This window comes from Streptomyces sp. SID13031 (assembly GCF_010548305.1).
Classification (GTDB): domain Bacteria; phylum Actinomycetota; class Actinomycetes; order Propionibacteriales; family Kribbellaceae; genus Kribbella.
In genome coordinates, this window is record NZ_JAAGLV010000007.1 from 164,021 (window position 1) to 186,382 (window position 22,362).

Sequence of the window (22,362 nt, forward strand, 5' to 3'; positions counted from 1 at the left end):
GCAACGACGGACCGATGAACGGCGACACGCCGAGGAACAACGGACCGACGATGGGTTTAGAAGTCGAAGCCTAGGCCTAGGCGGTCTAGGGTTTTTAGCCAGAGGTTGCGGTGGCCGGCGTGGGAGTCTGCGTGGGACATTGACCAGCGGGTCAGGTGGATGGCGGCTGCGCGGAGTGGCTCTGGTGGGAACGGGAGGGGGCGCTGGCGGACCATGCGGAGTTGCGTGCGCTCCGAGGTTTCGCCGTACAGGAGGTCGAGCATCACGTCGGCGCCGAAGCGGGTGGCGGCTACACCGAGGCCGGTGTAGCCGAGGGCGTAGGCGATCCTGCCTTCGGAGGCTGTGCCGAAGAAGGCGCAGAAGCGCGTGCTGGTGTCGATCACGCCACCCCAGCGGTGGGTGAAGCGCAGGCCTTCCAGTTGTGGGAAGGTCGCGAAGAAGTGCCGGGCGAGCATCTCGTGGATGCTGTCGCGCTGCTCCAGCGCCGGATCGATGCGGCTGCCGAAGTAGTACAGGGGGGTGTACCCGCCCCAGAGGATCCGGTTGTCGCGGGTCAGGCGGTAATAGTGGAAGAGGTTTGACGCATCGCCGATGCCTTGGCGGTCGCGCCAGCCGATCGCGGTCAGCTGCTCGTCCGACAACGGCTCGGTCATCAGCACGAGGTCATAGACGGGCACGGTGTAGAGACGCAGCCGCCGGAGCAGCGACGGGAACGCATTGGTGGCCAGGGCGATCCGGCCCGCTCTGAGCGAACCAGTTGCTGTCAGCAACAAGTCGCCGCGCAGGCTGGTCACCGGCGAGTTCTCGTGGATCCGGATGCCGTGGTCGAGGCAGGCTTGTCGCAGTCCCCAGGCGAGCCTGGCCGGCTCGACGAGCGCAGTACCGGAGTGATCGGCAAGCGCGCCCAGGTACGTCGGAGAGTTCACCTCGGCGCGGGTCTGGTCGGCATCGAGCAGAGTCACCTTGTGGCCGAGTGCCTGCCGGGCGACGGCTTCCTCGGCCAGCCCTTCCAGGTGATGCGGTGCGGTCGCGACCGTCAGCTCGCCCGTCCGCTGCCAGTCACAGTCGATCCCGTACTTCGCTATGGTCGCGCCGATCGCGTCCAGGTTCTCCTCGCCGAGTCGCTCGAGGGCCGGCAACTCGTCCGGCCAGCGCGCCTGCCCATTGCCGAACCCGTGCGTCAGGCTCGCGTCGCAGAACCCACCGTTGCGACCGCTCGCGGCGTTCCCGCAGGTCCCCGACTCCAGTACGACGACGTCCAGCTCGGGGTAGCGCTCCTTGGCTCGGAGTGCTGTCCACAGGCCGGTATAGCCGCCACCGACGATCGCGAGATCGGCTCGCTGCTCCCCGGCGAGCTGTTCCGCGGCATCGGGTGCAGCAGGATCGTCCAGCCAGAAGACGTGAGGCTGGGCGTCGCGTAAGGCGCTCTCAGTGCGCACTCCACTCATCGAGCACGAGTGCTTCGCCGGCGGCGGGCCAGCTCTCCGCCGAGTACCAGGACCAACGCGAGCAGGAACATCGCAGTACCGATGACGTTGATCTGGGGTGGGATGTCGCGTTGTGCCGATCCCCAGACGAACATCGGGAACGTCACCGTCGTTCCGGCGTTCAGGTTGGTGATGATGAAGTCGTCGAAGGACAGCGAGAAGCTGAGCAGCGCGGCGGCCATGATGCCGGGGAAGACCAACGGGAACGTGATCCGCCAGAAGGTCTGCCATTCGTTGGCGTAGAGGTCCATCGCCGCCTGTTCAAGCCGCGAGTCCATCCCTGCCAGTCGCGCCTTCACCGTGACGACGACGAACGACAGGCAGAACATCACGTGCGCGATCAGGATCGTCCAGAACCCGAGCTGGCCGCCGAAACCGGACGAGACGAACAACGCGAGCAGGGACGAACCGAGCACGATCTCCGGCGACGCCATCGGCAGGAAGATGAACAGGTTCATCGCGGCCCGGCCGCGGAACCGTTGCCGCACCATCGCGAACGCCATCAAGGTGCCGAGCGCGGTCGCCACGATGGTCGAGGCCAGGCCGATCTGCAGGCTGGTGCCCACCGCGTCGCAGAGCCCGAACGGCCGGCACGGATGCTGCCAGTTCTCCCAGGTGAAGCCGTCGAAGGTGTAGGACAGCTTGCTCTTGGGTGCATTGAACGACATCAGGATCACGACGAAGATCGGCGCGAACAGGTATAGCAGGACGAGCAATCCGAGGAAGAGGATCAGGTGCTGGCCGATCCAGCGGCCGACTTTCGTCATACCAGCTCCTCCGTCCCGGCGCGGCGTACATAGAAGAGGACGAGTACGACGATCGCCGCCATCAACGTGACCGACAGGGCCGCGGCCGTTGGATAGGCGCCGGCTGCGAAGAGCCGCTGGATGTCGTTGCCGATCATCCGTTGCTTCGGCGTACCGAGCAGCTGCGCGTTGATGTAGTCGCCGGCCGCCGGGATGAAGGTCAGCAGCGTGCCTGCGACGACACCCGGCATCGAGAGTGGCAAGGTCACCGTACGGAAGGTCGTGAACGGCCCGGCGAACAGATCACCACCGGCTTCGATCAGGCGGGGATCGATCTTCTCGAGGCTGGCGTAGAGCGGCAGGATCATGAACGGCAGGAAGTTGTAGGTCAGGCCGGTGACGACGGCCGCCGTCGTGGCGAGCAGGCGACCGTCGGAGCCGAGGATGTGCACGGTCTTCAAGGCATCCACGACGAAGCCGTTGTCGCTGAGCAGCAGCTTCCACGACAGCGTGCGGATCAGGAAGCTGGTGAAGAACGGCGCGATCACCAACGCCAGCATGACGTTCTTCCACCGGCCCGCTTTGAACGCGATCGCGTAGGCGAGCGGATAGCCGAGCAGCAGGCAGAAAGCCGTTGTCAGCAAGGAATACCACAGCGATCGCCCGAACGGTCGCGCGTAGTCGACCAGGGCGTCCACGTAGTTGTGGAAGCTCCAGGTCATCGAGAAGCCCGACTCGATCGAGCCGTTCGGGTCGTACAGGCTGGCGGCGAGCAGCGACACGATCGGTACGACGAAGAACAGCAGCAGCCAGAGCCCGCCGGGGAGTAGGAGCAGGTACCCCGTGAACCGGCTGCCTTGCCGCTCAGCCTTGGCCGCCGGCGGCGGCGTACCGGTGGCCGGCGTAGGAAGCTGGCCGAGGGCGCTCATCCCGCGTCCGCGATGTCCTCGACGCCGGCCAGGGCGTCCTGCGCCGCGTCGAGCACGAACGTGTGCGACGGCTGCCAGTGCAGATCGACCGCGTCCCCGGTCTTCAGCGCCTCCCGCGCCCCGGTGTTCTGCTCGAACACCGTCAGCTCCTGCCCCCACGGCAGCTTCGCCAGGTACTGCGTACTCACGCCGATGTAGCTGACATCGGTGACCACCGCGGAGCGCAGGACGTTGGAGCCCGCGTCCTCCTCGGAGCCGGCCGCGGCGAGGAAGACCTTCTCCGGTCTGATCCCCATCCAGACGTCGCCCTCGGTCACCCGGCAGCGCGGGACCGGCACCATCACCTTGCCACCGTGCACGTCGACGACGAGGTTGCCGTCGGTCTGGCCGACGATGCTCGCGCGGACCAGGTTGGACTGGCCGAGGAAGTTGGCGACGAAGGTGGTGGCGGGCAGGTCGTACAGCTCGGCCGGTGAGCCGAGCTGCTCGATCACGCCACCGTTCATCACGGCGATCGTGTCGGCCATCGTCATCGCTTCTTCCTGGTCGTGCGTGACGTGCACGAAGGTGATACCGACCTCGGTCTGGATCCGTTTCAGCTCGATCTGCATCTGCCGTCTGAGCTTGAGGTCGAGCGCGCCGAGTGGTTCGTCCAGCAGCAGCACCTGCGGCCGGTTGATCAGCGCGCGGGCCAGCGCGACGCGTTGCTGCTGGCCGCCGGACAGCTGACTCGGCTTCCGCTTGCCGTAGGTCGCGAGCTCGACCAGGTCGAGCATCTCGTCGACCTTCTGGTTGACGTCCTTGACCTTGCGCCGGCGCAGCCCGAAGGCGACGTTCTCGAAGATGTCGAGGTGCGGGAAGAGCGCGTAGTTCTGGAAGACGGTGTTGACCGGCCGCTTGTACGGGCGCAGGCCGGTGATGTTCTGCTCACCGAGACTGATCGTCCCGCTGGTCGGTTCCTCCAGCCCGGCGACCATCCGCAGCGTCGTCGTCTTGCCGCACCCGGACGGACCGAGCAGCGCGAAGAACTCGCCCTGCGGCACGGTCAGGTCCAGCTGGTGCACGGCGCGGTGGCCGGCGAACTGCTTGCTGATACCGCTGAGCACTAGGTCACTGGTCATCCGGTCAGCCCCCGATCGCGAGGTTGAAGTCGGTTTCGTAGAGCTTCGCCTTGGCCGTGTCCAGCGGCATGAATGCGAAGGTCTTCTCGAGCACTTCGGTGTCGGGAAAGATCAGCGGGCTGTCGACCAGCTCGGGATCGATCTTCTCCATCGCCGTCCGGGCGCCCTCGACCGGGCAGATGTAGTTGACCCAGGCCGCCAGCGTGGCCGCGACCTCCGGGTCGTAGTAGTAGTTCATCAGCGTTTCGGCGTTCGCCTTGTGGGTCGCCTTGTTCGGCACCAGCATGTTGTCCGACCAGAGCGCCAGGCCCTCCTCCGGTACGACGAACTTGACGTCCGGGTTGTCCGCCTGGAGGGCGAGCACATCTCCCGACCAGGCCTGGCAGGCAACGATGTTGCCGGCGTTCAGGTCCTGCACGTAGTCGTTACCGGTGAAGCGGCGGACCTGTCCGGAGGCGACGTACCCGCTGAGGCGGTCGAGCGCTTTGCTCCAGGCAGCGTCGTCGAACCTGGCCGGATCGGCGCCGACCAGCCGCAGCATGAACGACATCGTGTCGGGCATCTCGGACAGCATGGTGACCTTGCCCTTGAGGTCGCCGCGGGTGAGCAGATCGGCGAAGCTACCGACCTCCTTCGTGTACTTCGCGTTGTACGCGATGCCGGTGAGCCCGGACTGCCACGGCACGCTGTAGTCGCGGCCGGGGTCCCAGCGGGGCGCCTTCAGCTGCTTGAGCAGGTGCTTGTCGACGTTCGGGATCTTGGCGTGGTCGAGCTTCTGGATCCAGCCGAGCCCGACCGTACGGGCGGCCATCCAGTCGGTCAGCACGAAGATGTCGCGTCCGCAGGGCTGGCAGGCGCCGAGCTGGTCGCGCACCTTGGCGTAGAACTCGGAGTTGTCGTTGACATCGGCGGTGTAGGTGACCTGGACGCCGGACTTCTTCTCGAACTCCTCCAGCGTCGGCAGCACCGTCTTGCCGTTCACCTTCTCCTCGGATTCGTCCATGTAGCTCGGCCAGTTCGAGAAGATCAGCGTCTTCTCGCTGTCCGACTTGTCCGTACTGACGCAACTGCCGGCGCTCTGTTTCGCGGCCGGGATACCGCACGCGTTGAGCAGCCCGGCGGCGCCCAGCCCGAGCGCGGCCCCACGGAGGACGGCCCGGCGCCCGATCACAGGCTGCGGACGTGGGCTCATCGAGGCCTCCCTGGCACAGTCTTTCCTGAGGGTGGTTCGCGGGCGATACTGTCAAAGGCTTTCCGCCAAGACAAGGGATTCCGCAGTTCAAGGGTCATTTCGCAACGGATTCCGGCACTCCTGCTTGCTTACCCCCGGTGACGCTGACAGGATCTGCAGGTGACCGGACGCACGGGGAACCCCGAGAAGAACGCAGTACTGCTCGACGACACGGCCAAGGCGATCATCCGCGAACTGCAGCTGGACGGCCGCAAGTCGTACGCCGCGATCGGGAAGGCGGTCGGCCTGTCCGAGGCGGCCGTCCGGCAACGCGTCCAGCGGCTCACCGACGCCGGCATCATGCAGGTCGTCGCGGTCACCGATCCGCTGGAGATGGGATTCGCCCGCCAGGCGATGATCGGGATCAAGGCCGAGGGTGCGCTCGAGCCGATCGCCGACGAGCTGGCAGCGATGGACGAGATCGAGTACGTCGTGATCACGGCCGGCTCGTTCGACCTGCTCGCCGAGGTGTTGTGCGAGAGCGACGAGGAACTGCTCAAGGTGCTGTCGGAGCGGGTCCGGTCGATCAAGGGCGTCAAGGTGACCGAGACGTTCGTCTACCTGAAGCTGGTCAAGCAGACCTACTCGTGGGGTGTGCGCTGATCCTCTGGAGCGAGACCTCATCGCCTGCGGCCGAACGGCCGGGGCTCGCCGGTGACCGGGATGCTGACGTAGCGATCGTCGGCGCCGGGTACACGGGCCTGTGGACGGCGTACTACCTGGCGAAGGCCGATCCTTCACTTCGGATCGTCATCCTCGAAGCGCAGACGGTCGGATTCGGCGCGTCCGGACGCAACGGTGGTTGGTGTTCCGCGTTGTTCCCGGTGTCCTCCCACCGACTCGCTTCACTCCCGGGGTCCAGTCGTGACTCGGCGATCGCGATGCACCGGGCGATGCAGGCCTCAGTCAACGAGGTCGGTCTCGTCAGTGCCGCGGAGGGTATCGACTGCGATTACCACAAGGGTGGCACGATCGTGCTGGCTCGTTCAGCGGCGCAACTGGCTCGCGCGCGGGCCGAGGTGGCGGAGGCGGGTGAGTGGGGGCCGGGCGATCTGCGCTTCCTGGAGCCCGATGAGGTCGCGTCGCAGGTCCGCGCGACAAAGGTGCTGGGGGCAACGTTTACGCCGCACTGCGCGGTGATTCACCCGGGCAAGCTCGTTCGCGGGCTCGCGGCCGTGGTCGAGGGGCTCGGGGTGACGATCCACGAGCACACGCCGGTACTTTCGATCGAGGCCGGCCGGGCGACTACGCAGTACGGGGCGGTACGGGCTGAGGTCGTCGTACGGGCTACGGAAGGGTTCACTCCTTCGCTGGCCGGCGAAGCGCGGACGGTGGCGCCGGTCTACTCGTTGATGGTGGCGACGGAGCCGTTGAGTGCGGCGACGTGGGACCGGATCGGGCTGGCGGATCGGCCGACCTTCAGCGATCACCGCCATCTGGTGATCTACGGGCAGCGGACGGCCGATGGGCGACTGGCCTTCGGTGGCCGGGGTGCGCCGTACCACTTCGGCTCGCGGGTCAAGCCGTCGTTCGATACGGAGCCGCGGGTCTTCGCTGCACTGCAGGCGACGCTGCGGGAGCTTTTCGACGGGCTGGATGACGTTGCATTCACGCATGCGTGGGGCGGGGCGCTCGGCGTACCGCGGGACTGGTGCGCGTCGGTCGGGATCGATCACCAGTCGGGCCTGGCGTGGGCCGGCGGTTATGTCGGCGACGGCGTCAGTACTACGAACCTGGCGGGGCGGACGCTGACCGACCTCATCCTCCGCCGCGATACCCGACTGATCCATCTCCCCTGGGTCGACCACCGCTCCCCTCGCTGGGAACCGGAGCCGCTGCGCTGGCTCGGCATCAACGCCGGTCTTCGCGCGATGACCGTCGCGGACACGGAAGAGAAGCTGACCCGGCACGACAGCCGCATCGCCCGGCTGATGTCTCCGCTACTCGGCGGCTGACCTGAGGGCTGCCCTTTGGGGCAGGAAACAAACGCTCGCTCTGGTTAGGGTTTCACCAGCCAACCCGCCAGGAGGCGCCGCGATGACTGTTGTCCACCCAACCCAGGACGTCATGGACATCCTCACGATCGGAGAAGGCTTCGGCGTCGTCCACGCGGCCGCCCAGGACGATCGGCTGGACGGTCGCATCGTCACCGTCGACGGCCGGCGACTGGTGAACTTCGGCTCCTGCGGCTACACCGGACTGGAGATGCACCCGGCGCTCAAGGACGCGGTCGCCGAGGCGGTCCAGCGCTACGGCACCCAGTTCTCCACCACGCGAGCTTTCCTGTCCTCTCCGCAGTACGCCGACGCCGAAGCCGCGTTGTCGACGCTCTTCGGGCGGCCGGCGGCGATCTCTGCCAGCACGAGCATGGGCAACCTGGCAGCGCTTCCGATCCTGGTGGGCAGTGGCGACGTGCTGCTGCTCGATTCTCAGGTGCATCGCAGCGTGCGGATGGCGGCGCGGTTGACCGATGCGCCGGCCCGCGCGATACCGCACAGCAACCTGGAGGTTCTCGAGCGCAGGGTGCGCGAGCTGTCCGCGGAGTACGACAAGGTCTGGTTCCTCGCCGACGGGCTCTACAGCATGTTCGGCGACTTCTCGCCGGTCCGTGAGCTCGGCGAACTTGCCGAGCGGTACGAGAAGCTCTGGCTGTACTTCGACGACGCGCACTCCATCTCCTGGACCGGGCGGAACGGCCGGGGGCACGTGCTCGAGCAGCTGAGCCCGGCCGCACTGGAGAAGACGGTGGTGATCGGGTCGCTGAACAAGTCGTTCGGGGTCGCCGGCGGGGTGATGACGTTTCCGACCGACGCGTTGCGGCATCGGGTCTTCAGTCTCGGCTGGCCGATGATCTTCTCCGGTCCGGTACCACCGCCGATGCTGGCCGGGATCCTCGCCTCGGCGCGGCTGCACCTGTCGGACGAGCTGGCCGAGCGGCAGAGCCGGCTGGTCGAGCGGATCCGGCTGTTCAACCGCGAAGCGGCCGGGCGGGGACTGCCGTTGCTGCACCGGTCGGAGACGCCGATCCGGTACGTTTCGGCGGCCCACAATGCCGAGACGGCGTCGATCCTCGGTCGCCGGCTGCAGGAGGCCGGGTACTTCGTCAACGCGGCCAGCTATCCCGCCGTACCGTCCAAACGGTCGGGGCTGCGGATCACGATCACCGTGCACCAGACCGAGGCCGACATCATCGGGCTCGTCGAAGCCATCGCGAAGTGGGTTCCCGCCGGTTAGCCGCCGGCCCGGGTCAGGGCGGGGAGGGCTGGGAAGTTCGCGAGGTTCGGGAGCAACGGCAGGTCGGCGAGGATCGGGCGTTCGACGCTCGCGCGGGCCGCGAGCAGGACCTGGAGCGGCGGGCCGGCCAGGATCGTGGGCTGGTCGAGCCAGTCCTGGATCACGGGGACGGCGGCGTGGTGGTGGTTGGCGAGGTCGCGGAGGCTGAGTTCGTCGACGTCGACGGGGTTGCCGGTGAGTTCGACGATGTCGCTCATCAGGCCGCCGACCTGCTCCTCCCAGAGAAAGTTGCCGGCGGCAATTTCGTCGGAACGGATCAGCAGCAGGGAGACCTCGCTGGTGAGTTCGCCTTCGCCGCGAGCGGCAGCGCCGTACAGGCTGGCGTGCAGCGGCGGGATGCGCCAGGCGCCGATGTTGGCCGAGAGGGTGTCGGCGAAGGTGGCGCGGAGGTTCGCCAGCAGCTCGACTGCTTGGGCTGCCAGGTGGGCGCGGTTGAGGCTGTAGAGCAGCGAGCTTCCCGCCTCGTCGACGTGGACCAGCCCGGTCGAGGCCAGTCGCTGGAGGACCAGGCGAACGCCTGCCACGCTGCCGGCGCCGGCCTCGGCGTGCACCTGGCGACCCGAGAGCATCCGGTCGGAACGCGCGAGCACCTGGAGCACGGGACCGTCGAGAGAGGGGACGACGGTGCTGATCGGAGTACTGAAGTCCACCGGCTACCGTGCCCACAATTCTGCGTACGTGATCACTTTTGTGATCATAGTGACCGGTCGATCACTCTGCGTCAGCGGGGCATCGCCAGTGCCTGGTCGACGAGAAGGCCCGGGCTAGGGGATTAGGGCGGCGCGGGTGGGGTGGCGGTTGTCGGAGGGGCGGGCGACCACTGCCGAGGCGTAGGCGACGGCGAAGGTCAGGGCCTCGGGGAGGGGCTTGCCGGCGGCCAGTTCGGCGAGGAGGGCTGCGGCGAGGCTGTCGCCGGCGCCGGTGGTGTCGAGGGGGTTCGACGTCGTCGCCGACCACCCCGAACAACCGGTGCGGAGTATCGAGGGCGGCCAGCGAGAGGCTGACGTTGCCGGCCGCGCCCGTCGGGCGGACGTCGACGCGGTCGATGACCGAATCGCCACCGGGACGGGGGAGAGCGGTGACCGGGTCGGCCAGAACGTCGAGCTGCAGGTCGCCGATGACGTGGATGGTCGGCAATTCATCACCCCTTGACCGAGCCGGCGGTGAGGCCGCTGACGATGTAGCGCTGGAAGAGCAGAGCCAGGATGACCGGCGGGAGCGCGGCCAGGACGCCGCCGGCGGCTACCAGGCCGAAGTCCGACGAGAACTTGCCGGTGAACTCGGCGATCGCGACCGGGATCGTCTTCGCGCTGGTGGTCGAGGTGAAGATCAGCGCGTAGAGGAACTCGTCCCAGGCGAGCAGGAAGCCGAACATCGCCGTCGCGACGATACCGGGACGAGCCAGCGGAAGGACGATCCGCAGCAGCGCGCCGAGCCGCGAGCAGCCGTCGACGCGGGCGGCGTCCTCCAGCTCGATCGGCAGGCTGAGGTAGAAGTTGCTCATCGTCCACAGGCAGAACGGCGTGACGATCGAGCAGTACGTGACGATCAGGCCGAGCTTGGTATCGAGCAACTGCAGGTTCGCCATCGCCAGGTACAGCGGGATCACCAGCGCGATCGGCGGCAGCATGTAGATCGCCAGGAAGGCGAACAGCGTCGTCCGGCGGAACCGGAACCGCAGCCGCGCGAAGGCGTAGCCCCCGAGCGATCCGACGATCAGCGAGATCACCGTCGTACCGGACGCGACGATCAGGCTGTTCAGCATCGCGATCCGGAAGGTGCCGGCCACGTTGTCGCCACCGGCCGACGACGTGAAGATGTCGCGGTAGCGCGACAGCGTCGGCTGATCCGGCCAGAGCGTGCCCGCGGTCAGCTCGTTCGACGGCGAGATGCTGGAGATGACCAGCCAGGCGAAAGGCGCGAGCACGACCACCGCGAGCACGGCGCAGAAGAGATAGAGCACGGGATGGGGACGGTTGCGCATCAGACACCTGCCAACTGGTTCTGCCGGAGGATGCGCAGGTAGAACATCGCCAGCGCGCCGACGGCGATCACGATCAGGTAGGCGAGCGCGGCGCCGTACCCGAAGAGCTGGTTCGAGAACGCCTGCAGATAGGTGTAGAAGGCAACGGTCTGGGTGCCCGACGCGGGTCCGCCGCCGGTCATCACGTAGATGATGTCGAACACCTTGAACGCCTCGATCGTGCGCAGTACCAGGACGACCGCGATACTCGGCTTGAGCAGCGGTACGACGACCGACCAGAAGGTGCGCATCGTGCTCGCGCCGTCCATCACGGCCGCCTCGCGCAGCTCGGCCGGGATCGTCTGCAAGCCGGCCAGCAGGAAGAACGCGACGATCGAGGTGTTCTTCCAGACGTCGGCGACGATCACCATGTTGAGCGCCATGAACGGCGAGCCCAGCCATTGGGTGTCGGTGCCGAGCAGCTGGTTCAGTACGCCGTACTGGCCGTTGTAGATCCAGCGCCACAAGGCGCCGTTGACGATCGTCGGCAACGCCCACGGCAGTACGACGAGACTCCGCCAGAGCCAGCGGAAGCGCAGGGGCGCGTTGAGCAGCAGCGCGATGCCCATGCCGAGGGCGAGCTCGGCCGCGGTCGAGACGAACGTGAAGTACGCCGTGTGGCCGAGCACCGGGTAGAACGACGGGTCGCTGAAGACCTTGGTGTAGTTGCTCAGCCCCGCGAACGGGTAGCTGCCCGGCATCGCGCTGTCGACCTTGTAGAGCGAGATGAGCAGGGTCCGGATGACGGGATAGAGGACGACGCCGAAGACGACCAAAGCCGCGGGGAGCAGCAAGAACAGTGCGAACTTGCCCTCCCCGCGGACTACGACCTGCTTGCTTCGGCTCACGACTGCAGGAGACTGTTCGCCTTGTCGGCGGCGGCGTCCAGCGCCTTCTGGGCGGGTTTGCGGCCCAGCAACGCGTTCTGCAGCTCGGCCTGCAGCGCCTGCGACATGGCGTTGTAGTTGCGCGCCTGCGGCCGCAGGATCAGGTCGTCGAGCTGCTTCTTGGCCTGCGGAACAACGGCCGGATTGGTCTTCACGACCGCCGCGTCGTCGTACGAGGTCTTCCAGACCGGCAGCGAGTCGAGCGCGTACTTGTTCTGCTCCGCCTGGCTGGTCAGATAGCTGATGTACTTGAACGCCGCCGCCTGGTTCTTGCTGCCGGTGGTCACGCAGAGCGCCATCCCGCCGTTGACGCCCGGCCTCCCCGCCGACCCCTTGGGCGTCTGCAGCACCTTGACCTTGCCTGCGATCTTGCTCTGCTTCGCGTCGTTGGCCGCGCCGTACATGTAGGTCCAGTTGAGCACCGTGCTCGCCTGGCCGGCCTGGAACACCCGCTGGACGTCCGCCTCGAGCGACTGCGTCGACGCCGGGTTGGTCAGCCCGTCGACGATCGTCTGCCGCATGAACTCCAACGCCTGGACCCCTCCGCCAGTGTTGAAGGCCGCCTTGCCCGAATCGTCGAGGAACTTGCCGCCCATCGCGCCGAGCAGCTGCGCGTAGTCGCAGACCAGCGCCTCGGCCTGCTGCCAGGACCAGATCAGCGGGTACTTCGCCGCGCCGGTCTCCTTGATCTTCCGGGCACCGGCGAGCACACCGTCCCAGGTGTCGAGGCTGGCCGCGTCGACCTTGGCCGCCTGCAGGTGGGCTTCGTTGTAGAACAGGTACTTGGTGTCCATGATCCACGGCACGCCGTACAGCTTCTGGTCGTACTCAGCGGTGGCGACCGCGCCGGCAAGCATGCCCGACTTCCACTCACCCGGCCACTGGCTCGTCACGTCGGTGACCATCTTCTTGCCGCCGAACTCGGCCGGCCAGATCACGTCGATCAGCACCACGTCGTAGGTGCCGGCCGGACCGGCCGCGACGATCTTGTCGTGCAGCGCCTCGTAGGCGACGAATTCCGGCTTGATCGTGATGTCCGGGTTCGCGCTGGCGAAGGCGGCCGTCATCTTGGTGATGTCGTCCTCGGAGTAGCCCGCCTGTTTCATGAACAGCGCACGGACCTCGCCCTTGCCGCTGCCCTGGTCGCCGGTCGAGGCGCCCTTGCCACCGCCGCACGCCGCCAGGAACGCGGCCAGCCCGAGTCCACCCGCCGCCTGCAGGGCGGTCCGCCGGGAGAGGTTGTCTGCCATGACACACTCCGATTCCGAGTTTGTTAGGCAGCCTGCCTAACTTACGGGAAGTATTATCAGGCCCCGAGGGGGAGTCAAGGCCTATCCGGAGGTGAGCATGAACCGTGTTGTGAGCGGCACTCCCAGCGCGAGCGTCGTGCTGACCCAGTTGCTGGCGGCTTCTGGACCACAGACCCGGTCGGAGCTCGCGGTGGCGTGCGCGTTGTCCCGCCCGACTGTGTTCGCCGCGGTCGAACGGCTCGAATCGCTCGGTCTCGCGGAGCCGGTGGCACAACGAAGTGGTCTACCCGGACGCACGGCCACCCTGTACGGCGTACCGGCTGCCGCTGGTTGCGTTGCCGCGATCGACATCGGCGGAACGAACCTTCGGGCAGCCGTTTGTGACCTCAGCGGTACCCCGTTGGCCGAGCTGAAGCGGTCGACTCGCGCGAAGGGCGCGGCGAGCGTCGTACGGCAGGCCGTCGAGCTACTCGCCGAGGCGCGGGCGGCTGCCGATCGGGTGGACGTTCCGTTGCTGGCGGCGGGGGTGTCGATCCCCGGGGTGGTGAACCCGCACGATCCGATGGTCCGCTACGCGTGGAATGTCGGGCAGGACCAGCCGTACGACTTCTACTCCCAGCTGTCCGCCGCGATCGACGGGCCGGTACTGCTGGAGAACAACGTGAACCTCGCCGCGATCGGGGAGCAGCGGCATGGCGCCGGCACCGAGGCGTCGATGTTCGCGGTGATCGCCATCGGTACCGGCGTCGGCGCAGGCATCATGCACAACGGCGCGTTGTTGCGTGGAGCGCATGGCGCGGCCGGCGAGGTCGCGTTCTTGCCTACCGGCCACGCCCACCGCAGTGGCACGCCGTCGAGCGCAGACGAGGCCGGCGGGAAAGCGCTGCTACGCGAGGCCCAGGCGCTCGACCCGGCGTTGAAGGATGTCGCGGATCTGTTCGAGCGGGCCAGGTTGGGCGAGTCGCAGGCGTTGTCGCTGGTCGAGGACGAGTGCCGCCGGATCAGCGAGATCGTCGCGGCGATCTGCGCGGTGGTGGACCCAGAGGTGGTCATCCTCAGCGGCGGCATCGGCGACAACGACATCCTCGCCACCCGGGTCGCCGAACTGGCCGCCGCCCTCCCCATCCCCCCAACAATCGTCCGCTCCGCCCTAGGCGACCGAGGCAGCCTCGTAGGCGCCATAGCCACCGCCACGGCTCACGCTGCAGAACAACTACTCAGCCGGGTAGAAGCGCCGGACTCGGTCACCGGCTAAGCCTTCCAGGCAGGCAATACACCAGAACCCGGGGGGTTGGTGTGGATTTGCACACCAGAACCAGGGGGGTTCTGGTGTTTTGTGAGTAGACGACGTGTGGGCAGTCCCCGCACCCGTCGTGGCTCTCCTCCTTCAGTGAGCTGCGTCAGACAGATGGAAAGGGTGTCGGGGGTGGGGTCGAGCTGAGGAGGGCTTTGGTGATTGCCAGGCCCCAGCCGTCCAGGGACTGGATTCGGTCGGAGGTGGTCCGGAGGCCGCCGTGGCGGGTGATGGTGTCGGCCCAGTCGGCTCGGTGTTCCACCTCGGGGTGAGCCATCAGCGGGCCGGGGTCGTTGACCCACAGGCGGCCGTGTTGCCAGGCGCGGCCCTTGGTGTTGAGGGTGGCGGCTTCCTGGGAGTCGGGGGTGATGTCGGCGCTGACTCGCATCGCGTCGACCAGGCCGATGGTGGGGAGGAGCGGGGCGCGGCCGGCCACCAGGTAGGCCGTGCCGAGGGTTTCGCGGATCTCGGCGAGGGTGTGGCGGTACAGGGGGATGTTGGCGAGGGCGCCGGCGAAGAGGTAGTCGAGTTTGAAGTAGTCGAAGTACTGCGCCAGCTCGGCGAAGACCTCGATGAGGTGGGCTCGGGCCTCGTCGCTGGTCAGGTCCAGGGCGTGGATCGTTTGGTTCCAGCCGGTGCCGATGGACGGGCCGGCCCAGTCGGGGTGGCGGCGGAGTAGGTCGCTGTCGGAGCCGGCGATGAAGGGGGCGACCCAGATGCCGGGGCGGTGGCCTGATGAGCGGATGAAGTCGGTGAGGCCGGTCAGGCCTTCCAATGACGATCGACGCGGGCGGTGGCCGTGGAAGCTGAAGGTGCTGTACGGGTCGAAGCGTGGCGCGGGGCGCAGCCAGTCGCCGATCGTGGACTGCCAGCCGTCGTCGAGCTGGATCACGTCGACGGGGAGGTCGTGCTTCGCGATCGCCTCGACGTTCTCGCGGATGTCGGCGTCGGTGACGGCCGCGCGGTACTCGTACCGGGAGCTCCACCCCGTCGGGGCCGCGCGAATCTCGGCGGGTGCCGCGGCGAACGACTCGGCCCAGGCTCCGAGGGCGTCGTACGGGGAGCGGTCGACGGTCAGGTGCTCGACGGGGCCGTCGGCTTCGATGACGAGCTTGGTGCCGGTGAGGGTGGCGCGGATCGACGGTACGACGTACGGGCTCGTCGTCGCGAAGAGGTGCGTGGTGCCGGGCGACGGGCTGACGGCCAGCAAGCCCTCGCCCTGGAAGCCACTGAAACCACTGCCGGTGACAGGGCGGTCGCTGCTCGGATCGCAGCTCTGCCAGCCGTGTTCGTAGACGCGACCGTGTTCCCGGTCGACCTCGAGCTCCGCGATCCACTGCATGCCGAACGCTAACCGGAACGACCGGTGCAGGAACAGAGTTTGGACTAGACCATTCGGGTGACGACGCAACTACCGTTGGTTTGTGATAGTCACTATTCATGACTGTCAAGCGTATGGACCTCGGCATACTGTCCGGGCAGTTGCTGTTCGCCGTTCAGCGGGAGCTGTTCGGGAAGCTGGCGGAGCTCGGGTACGACGATCTGCGTCCACGGCATGGTGCGGTGCTCGCCTATCTGGAGCCGGCGGGCGTCCGGGCGACCGACGTGGCGTGGCAGTCGGGGCAGCACAAGCAGGTGATCGGCACGATGGTCGATGAGTTGGAGGCGTTGGGGTACGTCGAGCGGCGGCCGGATCCGGCCGATCGGCGCGCGAAGCTGATCTGCCCGACGGAGCGCGGCCAGGCCGAGCAGGCAGCGGCCGACAAGATTCTGGCGGCGATGCAGGAGCGGCACGCGCGCAGGCTCGGGCGGGAGAACTACGCGGCCTTCAAAGCTGCTTTCCAGGACATCGTCGAGCACCAACGGAATCGCTAACCCACCACGGCTCCGAAGCTACGGGCCTTCGGCGTGCAGGGTCGGGGTCATCCGGAGTTCGGCAGTGAAGGCGTAGCGGTCGCCGCGATAGACGGCCGAGGTGTACTCGAAAACGCGCTCGCGCCGGTCGAAGCTGACGCCATGCAACGCCAGACACGGTTGGGTGCAGGGGATGTTGAGCCATTCGGCCGTCCTGGCGTCGGGCATCACGGGTTCGAGTTTCGACGTACCGCTGACCAGCTCGATGCCGTACCGGTTGGTCAGCAGCTCGTACAGCGAGCCGCTCAGGTCCTCGGCCTCCAGCCCCGGTACGTAGCTGCCGGGCAACGTGGTGCGCTCGACCACCATCGGCAGATCATCCGCGAGCCGAAGCCTGGTAAAGGTGAGCACCGGATCCCCAACCGGAATCCGAAGCCGGCGAGCAGCCGCCCGCTCAGCCTTCCCCCGCCGAAACTCCAGAGTCCGACTCCCCGGCTCCATCCCGCGCCGCCGGATGTCCTCGGAGAATCCCATCACCCCCAACCACTTCGCCACCTTCGGCCGAGCGGTATAGGTCCCACTCCCATGCCGCCGAACCAGCAGTTCCTCGATCACCAACTCATCGACAGCTCGCCGCAAAGTCATCCGGGCAACGCTCCACCGCACCGCCAGCACCCGCTCAGGCGGCAACGCAGCCCCCTCAGGCAACCCATCCACCAGACTGAGCAACAGCGCCCGAACCTCAGCGGCCTTCCCGGGCAACGAACTGTGCATCCACCCTGCCTAACACCCCCGAGGGCCCTCGGGAACCTATTCCAAGAGCGTGCAACAGAGTGGCTGTACACAAGGGCAGGAAGTAGTCGGGCGTTCGGCCGGGCGCCACGCTCACGGAGGCGGCGCCCGGCCGCAGTACGGGCACTACTTCCTGCCGTTATGCACACTTTCGTGAAAACAAGCACGCGTGCTTGATTCTTTGGGGTGGGGGTGGGAGGCTCGGTGGACTGGGCTACGGCGGGAGAGTCGCGTGCAGTTGGATGATGTGCTGGCTGATCTGAGTGCTGAGAACGTGGAGCTGGATCTGCTGGTGGGTGGGTTGGCTGCGGGTGGGTGGGCGACGCCTACGCCTGCTGTGGGGTGGACTATTGCGCATCAGATCGCGCATCTGGCTTGGACGGATGAGGCGGCGCGGCTGGCGGCGGCGGAGCCTGAGGAGTTTCAGGTTGAGCTGCGGAAGGCTGTGGAGAACCCGACCGGGTTTGTGGATGACGGGGCTGCTGAGGGTGCTGCGCTGACGCCGGGCGAATTGCTGACGTACTGGCGGGAGACGCGGAGCGAGTTGCAGGAGGCGTTGCGGGCGGTGCCGGCTGGGCAGAAAGTGGCCTGGTTCGGGCCGCCGATGAGTGCTACCTCGATGGCGACTGCTCGGTTGATGGAGACCTGGGCGCATGCGCAGGATGTGTTCGATGCGCTCGGGGTGGCGCGGAAGCCGTCCAATCGGCTCAGGAACGTCGCGCACCTCGCAGTACGGACCCGGGACTTCTCGTATCTGCTGAATGACCGGAAACCGCCTGCCGCACCGTTCCACGTGGAACTCTCCGGGCCGGAGGGTGACCTGTGGACGTGGGGTCCGGAGGATGCTGAGCAGCGGGTCAGTGGCAAGGCCGTGGACTTCTGTTTGCTGGCGACACAGCGGCGGCATCGCGATGACCTCGACGTACAAGCCGTTGGGGCCGAGGCGGACGAGTGGCTGGGAATCATCCAGGCGTTCGCCGGGGTGCCGGGCAAGGGCCGGGAGCGGGGGCAGTTCGGATGAGTTCGGGTGAGACGACGCCGATCCGGATCGGGAATGCGTCGGGGTTCTACGGGGATCGGTTCAGCGCGTTCCAGGAGATGCTGACCGGTGGGCCGCTGGATGTCCTGACGGGTGACTACCTGGCTGAGCTGACGATGCTGATCCTCGGCCGGGACCGGCTGAAGGACCCGTCGCTGGGTTATGCGAAGACCTTCCTCAAGCAGCTCGAGGCCGGTCTCGGCGAGGCGCTCGATCGCGGGGTCAAGGTGGTCAGCAACGCGGGCGGCCTCAACCCCGCGGGCCTCGCGCAGGCGATCCAGGAGGTCGCGGACAAGCTCGGACTGCACCCGAAGATCGCGTACGTCGAAGGCGACGACCTGCTCCCGCGCGCCAAGGAGCTCGACCTCGGACAGCCGCTGACGGCCAACGCCTACCTCGGCGCCTGGGGCATCGCGGAGGCGCTGCAAGCCGGCGCCGATGTGGTCGTCACCGGGCGCGTCACCGATGCCTCGGTCATCGTCGGACCGGCCGCGGCGCATCACGGCTGGCGGCGGGATCAGTACGACGAACTCGCGGGCGCCGTCGTCGCCGGGCACGTGATCGAGTGCGGCTGCCAGGCGACCGGTGGCAACTACGCCTTCTTCCACGAGCTCCGAAACCTTGGCCGGCCCGGTTTCCCGATCGCCGAGATCCACGCCGATGGCAGCAGCGTGATCACCAAGCACGACGGCACCGGCGGCGCGGTCACGATCGACACGGTCAAGGCGCAACTGCTCTACGAGATCACCGGCGCCCGGTACGCCGGTCCCGACGTGACCGCGCGGATGGACTCCATCGAGCTGTCCGAGGACGGCCCCGACCGGATCCGGATCAGCGGCGTCGAAGGCGAGCCACCGTCACCGACATACAAGGTGTCGTTGAACAGCATTGGCGGGTATCGCAACGAGGTGAGCTTCGTGCTCACCGGGCTGGAGCTGGAGGCGAAGGCCGAGCTGGTCAAGCGGCAGCTCGAGGAAGGGCTCCGGAAGAAGCCGGCCGAGCTGAAGTGGTCCCTCGTCTGGACCGAGCAGCCGAATGCGGACACCGAGGAGCAGGCGAGCGTACTGCTCAAGTGCACCGTGAAGGACCCCGATCCGAAGGTCGCCGGTCGCGCCTTCACCAGTGTCGCGGTCGAGCTGGCGCTGTCGAGCTACCCGGGCTTCCATGTGACGGCTCCACCCGGGGACGCCGCGCCGTACGGCGTCTTCACCGCCGGGTACGTCGATGCGCACGAGATCGAGCATGTGGTGGTGCTCCCCGACGGCACTCGTGTCGCGATCGAGCCCTCCGAAGACACACAGGAGCTGCAGCTTGCCGACGGCGGCGCGCTCCCGATGCCGCTGCCGCAGCTGGTCGCGGCAGGACGGCCGGCGCGGTCACTCACCCGCGAGGTACCGCTCGGGCGGGTCGCCGGGGCGCGAAGTGGCGACAAGGGCGGCGACGCGAACGTCGGGGTGTGGGTGCGGAACGAGACCGCCTGGCGGTGGTTCGCGCACACGCTGACGGTCGAGCTGTTCCAGGAACTGCTCCCGGAGACGCAGGGCCTGGCCGTGACCAGGCACGTCTTCCCGAAACTGTGGGCGCTCAACTTCGTCGTCGGCGGGCTGCTGGGCGAGGGAGTCGCCTCGCAGGCGCGCTTCGATCCGCAGGCGAAGGCCGTCGGCGAATGGCTGCGATCGCGGTACGTCGACGTACCGGAGGTGCTGTTGTGAACGCCGAGCAGAAGGCGCTGCGGGACAGCGTCCGGCGGTTCACGGTCGCCGAGGTGCTGCCGAATCTCGAGCAGTGGGAGCGCGACGGAGAGCTGCCGCGCGAGCTGCACAAGAAGGCCGGCGAGCTCGGGATCCTCGGGGTCGCGTTCCCCGAAACGGCCGGTGGTGGCGGCGGAACGCTCGCCGACGCGATCGCGGTGACCGAGGAGCTGCACTACGCGGGTGCCTCCGGCGGGCTGATCGCCTCGCTGTTGACCTGCGGTATCGCGCTTCCACACATCGTTGCTGCTGGCAACAAAGACCAGATCGAGCGCTGGGTGCGCCCGACGCTCGATGGCGAGCTGATCGGCTCGCTGGCGATCACCGAGCCCGACGGCGGTTCCGACGTCGCCTCGCTCCGGACGACCGCACGCCGCGACGGTGACGACTTCATCGTCAACGGCGCCAAGACCTACATCACGTCCGGCTGCCGGGCGGACTTCGTCACCACGGCGGTACGGACCGACGGGCCGGGCTCCCATGGCGTCTCGTTGCTCGTGATCGAGCGCGGTACGCCGGGTTTCGAGGTGTCGCGCAAGCTGGAGAAGATGGGCTGGCTGTGCTCGGACACGGCTGAGCTCTCCTTCACCGACGTCCGGGTTCCGGCGGCGAACCTGGTCGGCGAGGCCGGTACCGGGTTCGTCCAGCTGGCCCAGAACTTCGTCTCCGAGCGGTTGAACCTCGCAGTACAGGCTTATGCGGGGGCGCAGCGCGCGTTGGATCTGACCGTCGAGTGGTGCCGCGCGCGGGAGACGTTCGGGCGGCCGCTGATCTCGCGGCAGACCGTGCAGCACACGTTGGCGGAGATGGCGCGGCGCATCGACGTCGCCCGGGTCTACGTGCACGACACGGTCCGCCGGGCCGAGGCGGGCGAGGAGGTGATCGCGGCGGTGTGCTTCGCCAAGAACACGGCGGTCGAGGCCGGCGCGTGGGTGTGCGACCAGGCGTTGCAGTTGCACGGCGGGCTCGGGTACATGCGCGAGGCCGAGGTGGAGCGCCAGTACCGCGACCAGAAGATCCTCGCGATCGGCGGCGGTACCACCGAGATCATGACGGGCCTGGCAGCCAAACGACTGGGGTTCACGCCATGACTGTCACCGACAACCGCTCCGCGATGCTCTCGAAGCTCGCCGAGCTGGAGACCGAGCACCACAAGGCATTGGCGGGCGGCGGGGAAAAGTACGTCGAGCGGCACCACAAGCGCGGCAAGCTGCTGGCGCGGGAGCGGATCGAGTTGCTGCTCGATCCGGACACCGCGTTCCTCGAGCTGTCTCCGCTCGCGGGCTGGGGCAGCGATTTCACCGTCGGCGCGAGCCTGGTCACCGGGATCGGGGTGGTGGAAGGCGTCGAGTGCCTGATCACCGCGAACGACCCGACGGTCAAGGGCGGCGCGAGCAACCCGTGGACGCTGCGGAAGGCGTTGCGATCGGACGAGATCGCCCGGGCGAACCGGCTGCCGGTGATCAGCCTGGTCGAGTCGGGCGGCGCGGACCTGCCGACGCAGAAGGAGATCTTCATCCCTGGCGGCGCGATGTTCCGCAACCTGACCCGGTTGTCGGCGGAGGGGATCCCGACGATCGCGCTGGTCTTCGGCAACTCGACCGCCGGTGGCGCGTACATCCCGGGCATGAGCGACTACGTGGTGATGGTCGACGGCGGCGCGAAGGTGTTCCTGGCCGGGCCGCCGCTGGTCAAGATGGCGACCGGCGAGGACGCCGATGACGAGTCGCTCGGTGGCGCGACGATGCACGCGCGTCAGTCGGGGCTGGCCGACTACTTCGCCGTGGACGAGCGGGATGCGATCCGGCTCGGGCGGCAGATCGTGTCCCGGCTGAACTGGAAGAAGCTCGGGCCGGCACCTGCACCGGAGTACCGGGAGCCCCTGTTCGACGAGGACGAGTTGCTCGGGATCGTGCCTGGTGACCTGAAGATCCCGTTCGACCCGCGAGACGTGGTCGCCCGGGTGGTGGACGGGTCGGTGTTCGACGAGTTCAAGCCGCTGTACGGATCGTCGCTGGCGACCGGGTGGGCGACGCTGCACGGGTATCCGGTCGGGATCCTGGCGAACGCGCGCGGGGTGCTGTTCAGCGAGGAGGCGCAGAAGGCCGCCCAGTTCATCCAGCTGGCCAACCGCGCGAACACGCCGTTGATCTTCCTGCACAACACCACCGGCTACATGGTCGGCAAGGAGTACGAGCAGGGCGGGATCATCAAGCACGGTGCGCAGATGATCAACGCGGTCTCCAACTCGAAGGTGCCGCACATCTCCATCCTGATGGGCGCTTCGTACGGTGCCGGGCACTACGGGATGTGCGGGCGGGCCTTCGATCCGCGCTTCCTGTTCGCCTGGCCGTCGGCGAAGTCGGCGGTGATGGGCCCGCAGCAACTCGCCGGCGTGTTGTCGATCGTGGCCCGCGCCGCGTCGGCCGCGAAGGGGCAGCCGTACGACGAGGACGGTGATGCCGCGATGCGGGCTTATGTGGAAGGCCAGATCGAGGCGGAGTCGCTACCGATGTTCCTGTCCGGACGCCTGTACGACGACGGCGTGATCGACCCCCGCGACACCCGGACCGTACTCGGCCTGTGCCTGTCGGCTATCCACTCCGCGCCTGTTGAGGGCACCCGCTTCGATGGCGCCAATTTCGGCGTCTTCAGGATGTGATG

21 protein-coding genes are annotated in these 22,362 nt (G+C 67.5%); 10 read left to right on the forward strand and 11 right to left on the reverse strand.

What is annotated here, in order from left to right; genetic code table 11:
- Nucleotides 1-56: 56 nt before the first annotated feature.
- The 5 genes from G3I17_RS16260 to G3I17_RS16280 are packed head-to-tail and all read right to left on the reverse strand — an operon-like array spanning nt 57 to nt 5,475.
- Nucleotides 57-1,448: an FAD-dependent oxidoreductase gene (locus G3I17_RS16260; RefSeq protein ID WP_164596954.1), complete on the reverse strand. Its 1,392-nt coding sequence runs from the start codon at nt 1,446-1,448 to the stop codon at nt 57-59.
- Complete coding sequence (locus G3I17_RS16265) at nt 1,445-2,254, reverse strand: ABC transporter permease (RefSeq protein ID WP_164596956.1); 810 nt, start codon at nt 2,252-2,254, stop codon at nt 1,445-1,447. The genes G3I17_RS16260 and G3I17_RS16265 overlap by 4 nt, the downstream gene beginning before the upstream one ends.
- Nucleotides 2,251-3,162 (reverse strand): ABC transporter permease, encoded by a 912-nt coding sequence (locus tag G3I17_RS16270; protein WP_164596958.1) that lies wholly within the window; start codon nt 3,160-3,162, stop codon nt 2,251-2,253. Before G3I17_RS16270 ends, G3I17_RS16265 begins: the two co-directional genes overlap by 4 nt.
- Nucleotides 3,159-4,283 (reverse strand): ABC transporter ATP-binding protein, encoded by a 1,125-nt coding sequence (locus G3I17_RS16275; protein ID WP_164596960.1) that lies wholly within the window; start codon nt 4,281-4,283, stop codon nt 3,159-3,161. The genes G3I17_RS16270 and G3I17_RS16275 overlap by 4 nt, the downstream gene beginning before the upstream one ends.
- Nucleotides 4,284-4,287: 4 nt before the next feature.
- A complete protein-coding gene (locus tag G3I17_RS16280; RefSeq protein WP_164596962.1) occupies nt 4,288-5,475 on the reverse strand; it encodes a spermidine/putrescine ABC transporter substrate-binding protein in 1,188 nt (395 codons plus the stop codon).
- A 159-nt stretch (nt 5,476-5,634) separates the two neighbouring features.
- Here G3I17_RS16280 and G3I17_RS16285 point away from each other — a divergent pair, with 159 nt between their 5' ends.
- The 3 genes from G3I17_RS16285 to G3I17_RS16295 all read left to right on the forward strand — a co-directional run bounded on the left by G3I17_RS16285 (nt 5,635) and on the right by G3I17_RS16295 (nt 8,748).
- The gene (locus G3I17_RS16285; protein ID WP_164596964.1) at nt 5,635-6,117 is read left to right on the forward strand and encodes an Lrp/AsnC family transcriptional regulator; all 483 of its coding nucleotides are present in this window, start codon (nt 5,635-5,637) and stop codon (nt 6,115-6,117) included.
- Nucleotides 6,102-7,469, forward strand: a complete 1,368-nt coding sequence (locus G3I17_RS16290; protein ID WP_164596967.1) for an FAD-binding oxidoreductase — start codon at nt 6,102-6,104, stop codon at nt 7,467-7,469. The genes G3I17_RS16285 and G3I17_RS16290 overlap by 16 nt, the downstream gene beginning before the upstream one ends.
- An 82-nt stretch (nt 7,470-7,551) precedes the next feature.
- Complete coding sequence (locus G3I17_RS16295) at nt 7,552-8,748, forward strand: aminotransferase class I/II-fold pyridoxal phosphate-dependent enzyme (RefSeq protein ID WP_164596968.1); 1,197 nt, start codon at nt 7,552-7,554, stop codon at nt 8,746-8,748.
- On the opposite strand, the gene G3I17_RS16300 is transcribed toward G3I17_RS16295, so the two are convergent.
- Entirely contained in the window at nt 8,745-9,458 is a 714-nt protein-coding gene (locus G3I17_RS16300) for a hypothetical protein (RefSeq protein WP_164596970.1), read from the reverse strand. The two genes, G3I17_RS16295 and G3I17_RS16300, sit on opposite strands and share 4 nt — an antisense overlap.
- A 274-nt stretch (nt 9,459-9,732) precedes the next feature.
- Here G3I17_RS16300 and G3I17_RS40775 point away from each other — a divergent pair, with 274 nt between their 5' ends.
- On the forward strand, nt 9,733-9,960 hold the full coding sequence (locus G3I17_RS40775) for a hypothetical protein (RefSeq protein WP_239062644.1): 228 nt from the start codon (nt 9,733-9,735) through the stop codon (nt 9,958-9,960).
- On the opposite strand, the gene G3I17_RS16310 is transcribed toward G3I17_RS40775, so the two are convergent.
- The 3 genes from G3I17_RS16310 to G3I17_RS16320 are packed head-to-tail and all read right to left on the reverse strand — an operon-like array spanning nt 9,950 to nt 12,968.
- Nucleotides 9,950-10,792 carry a carbohydrate ABC transporter permease gene (locus tag G3I17_RS16310; RefSeq protein ID WP_164596974.1) on the reverse strand — a complete coding sequence of 281 codons (843 nt, stop codon included), beginning with the start codon at nt 10,790-10,792 and terminating at the stop codon, nt 9,950-9,952. The two genes, G3I17_RS40775 and G3I17_RS16310, sit on opposite strands and share 11 nt — an antisense overlap.
- Nucleotides 10,792-11,679 (reverse strand): sugar ABC transporter permease, encoded by an 888-nt coding sequence (locus G3I17_RS16315; protein WP_164596976.1) that lies wholly within the window; start codon nt 11,677-11,679, stop codon nt 10,792-10,794. The genes G3I17_RS16310 and G3I17_RS16315 overlap by 1 nt, the downstream gene beginning before the upstream one ends.
- The gene (locus G3I17_RS16320) at nt 11,676-12,968 is read right to left on the reverse strand and encodes an extracellular solute-binding protein (protein ID WP_164596978.1); all 1,293 of its coding nucleotides are present in this window, start codon (nt 12,966-12,968) and stop codon (nt 11,676-11,678) included. The genes G3I17_RS16315 and G3I17_RS16320 overlap by 4 nt, the downstream gene beginning before the upstream one ends.
- A 97-nt stretch (nt 12,969-13,065) precedes the next feature.
- On the opposite strand from G3I17_RS16320, the gene G3I17_RS16325 reads away from it, so the two are divergent.
- Nucleotides 13,066-14,223 (forward strand): ROK family transcriptional regulator, encoded by a 1,158-nt coding sequence (locus tag G3I17_RS16325; protein ID WP_164596981.1) that lies wholly within the window; start codon nt 13,066-13,068, stop codon nt 14,221-14,223.
- 145 nt (nt 14,224-14,368) lie between these two features.
- Here G3I17_RS16325 and G3I17_RS16330 read toward each other — a convergent pair whose 3' ends face one another.
- Nucleotides 14,369-15,604: a glycoside hydrolase family 36 protein gene (locus G3I17_RS16330; protein ID WP_164596984.1), complete on the reverse strand. Its 1,236-nt coding sequence runs from the start codon at nt 15,602-15,604 to the stop codon at nt 14,369-14,371.
- 98 nt (nt 15,605-15,702) lie between these two features.
- On the opposite strand from G3I17_RS16330, the gene G3I17_RS41640 reads away from it, so the two are divergent.
- A complete protein-coding gene (locus G3I17_RS41640) occupies nt 15,703-16,137 on the forward strand; it encodes a MarR family transcriptional regulator (RefSeq protein WP_203590297.1) in 435 nt (144 codons plus the stop codon).
- 18 nt (nt 16,138-16,155) lie between these two features.
- On the opposite strand, the gene G3I17_RS16340 is transcribed toward G3I17_RS41640, so the two are convergent.
- The gene (locus tag G3I17_RS16340; protein ID WP_164596986.1) at nt 16,156-16,890 is read right to left on the reverse strand and encodes a GntR family transcriptional regulator; all 735 of its coding nucleotides are present in this window, start codon (nt 16,888-16,890) and stop codon (nt 16,156-16,158) included.
- Nucleotides 16,891-17,140: 250 nt separating this feature from the next.
- Here G3I17_RS16340 and G3I17_RS16345 point away from each other — a divergent pair, with 250 nt between their 5' ends.
- From G3I17_RS16345 to G3I17_RS16360, 4 genes are read left to right on the forward strand one after another with little or no spacing between them, the layout of a single operon-like run.
- Entirely contained in the window at nt 17,141-17,929 is a 789-nt protein-coding gene (locus G3I17_RS16345) for a TIGR03084 family metal-binding protein (RefSeq protein ID WP_164596988.1), read from the forward strand.
- Entirely contained in the window at nt 17,926-19,659 is a 1,734-nt protein-coding gene (locus tag G3I17_RS16350; protein WP_164596990.1) for an acyclic terpene utilization AtuA family protein, read from the forward strand. The genes G3I17_RS16345 and G3I17_RS16350 overlap by 4 nt, the downstream gene beginning before the upstream one ends.
- Nucleotides 19,656-20,789, forward strand: a complete 1,134-nt coding sequence (locus G3I17_RS16355) for an acyl-CoA dehydrogenase family protein (RefSeq protein ID WP_343238328.1) — start codon at nt 19,656-19,658, stop codon at nt 20,787-20,789. Before G3I17_RS16350 ends, G3I17_RS16355 begins: the two co-directional genes overlap by 4 nt.
- Nucleotides 20,786-22,360, forward strand: a complete 1,575-nt coding sequence (locus G3I17_RS16360; RefSeq protein WP_164596994.1) for a carboxyl transferase domain-containing protein — start codon at nt 20,786-20,788, stop codon at nt 22,358-22,360. The genes G3I17_RS16355 and G3I17_RS16360 overlap by 4 nt, the downstream gene beginning before the upstream one ends.
- Nucleotides 22,361-22,362 lie beyond the last annotated feature (2 nt).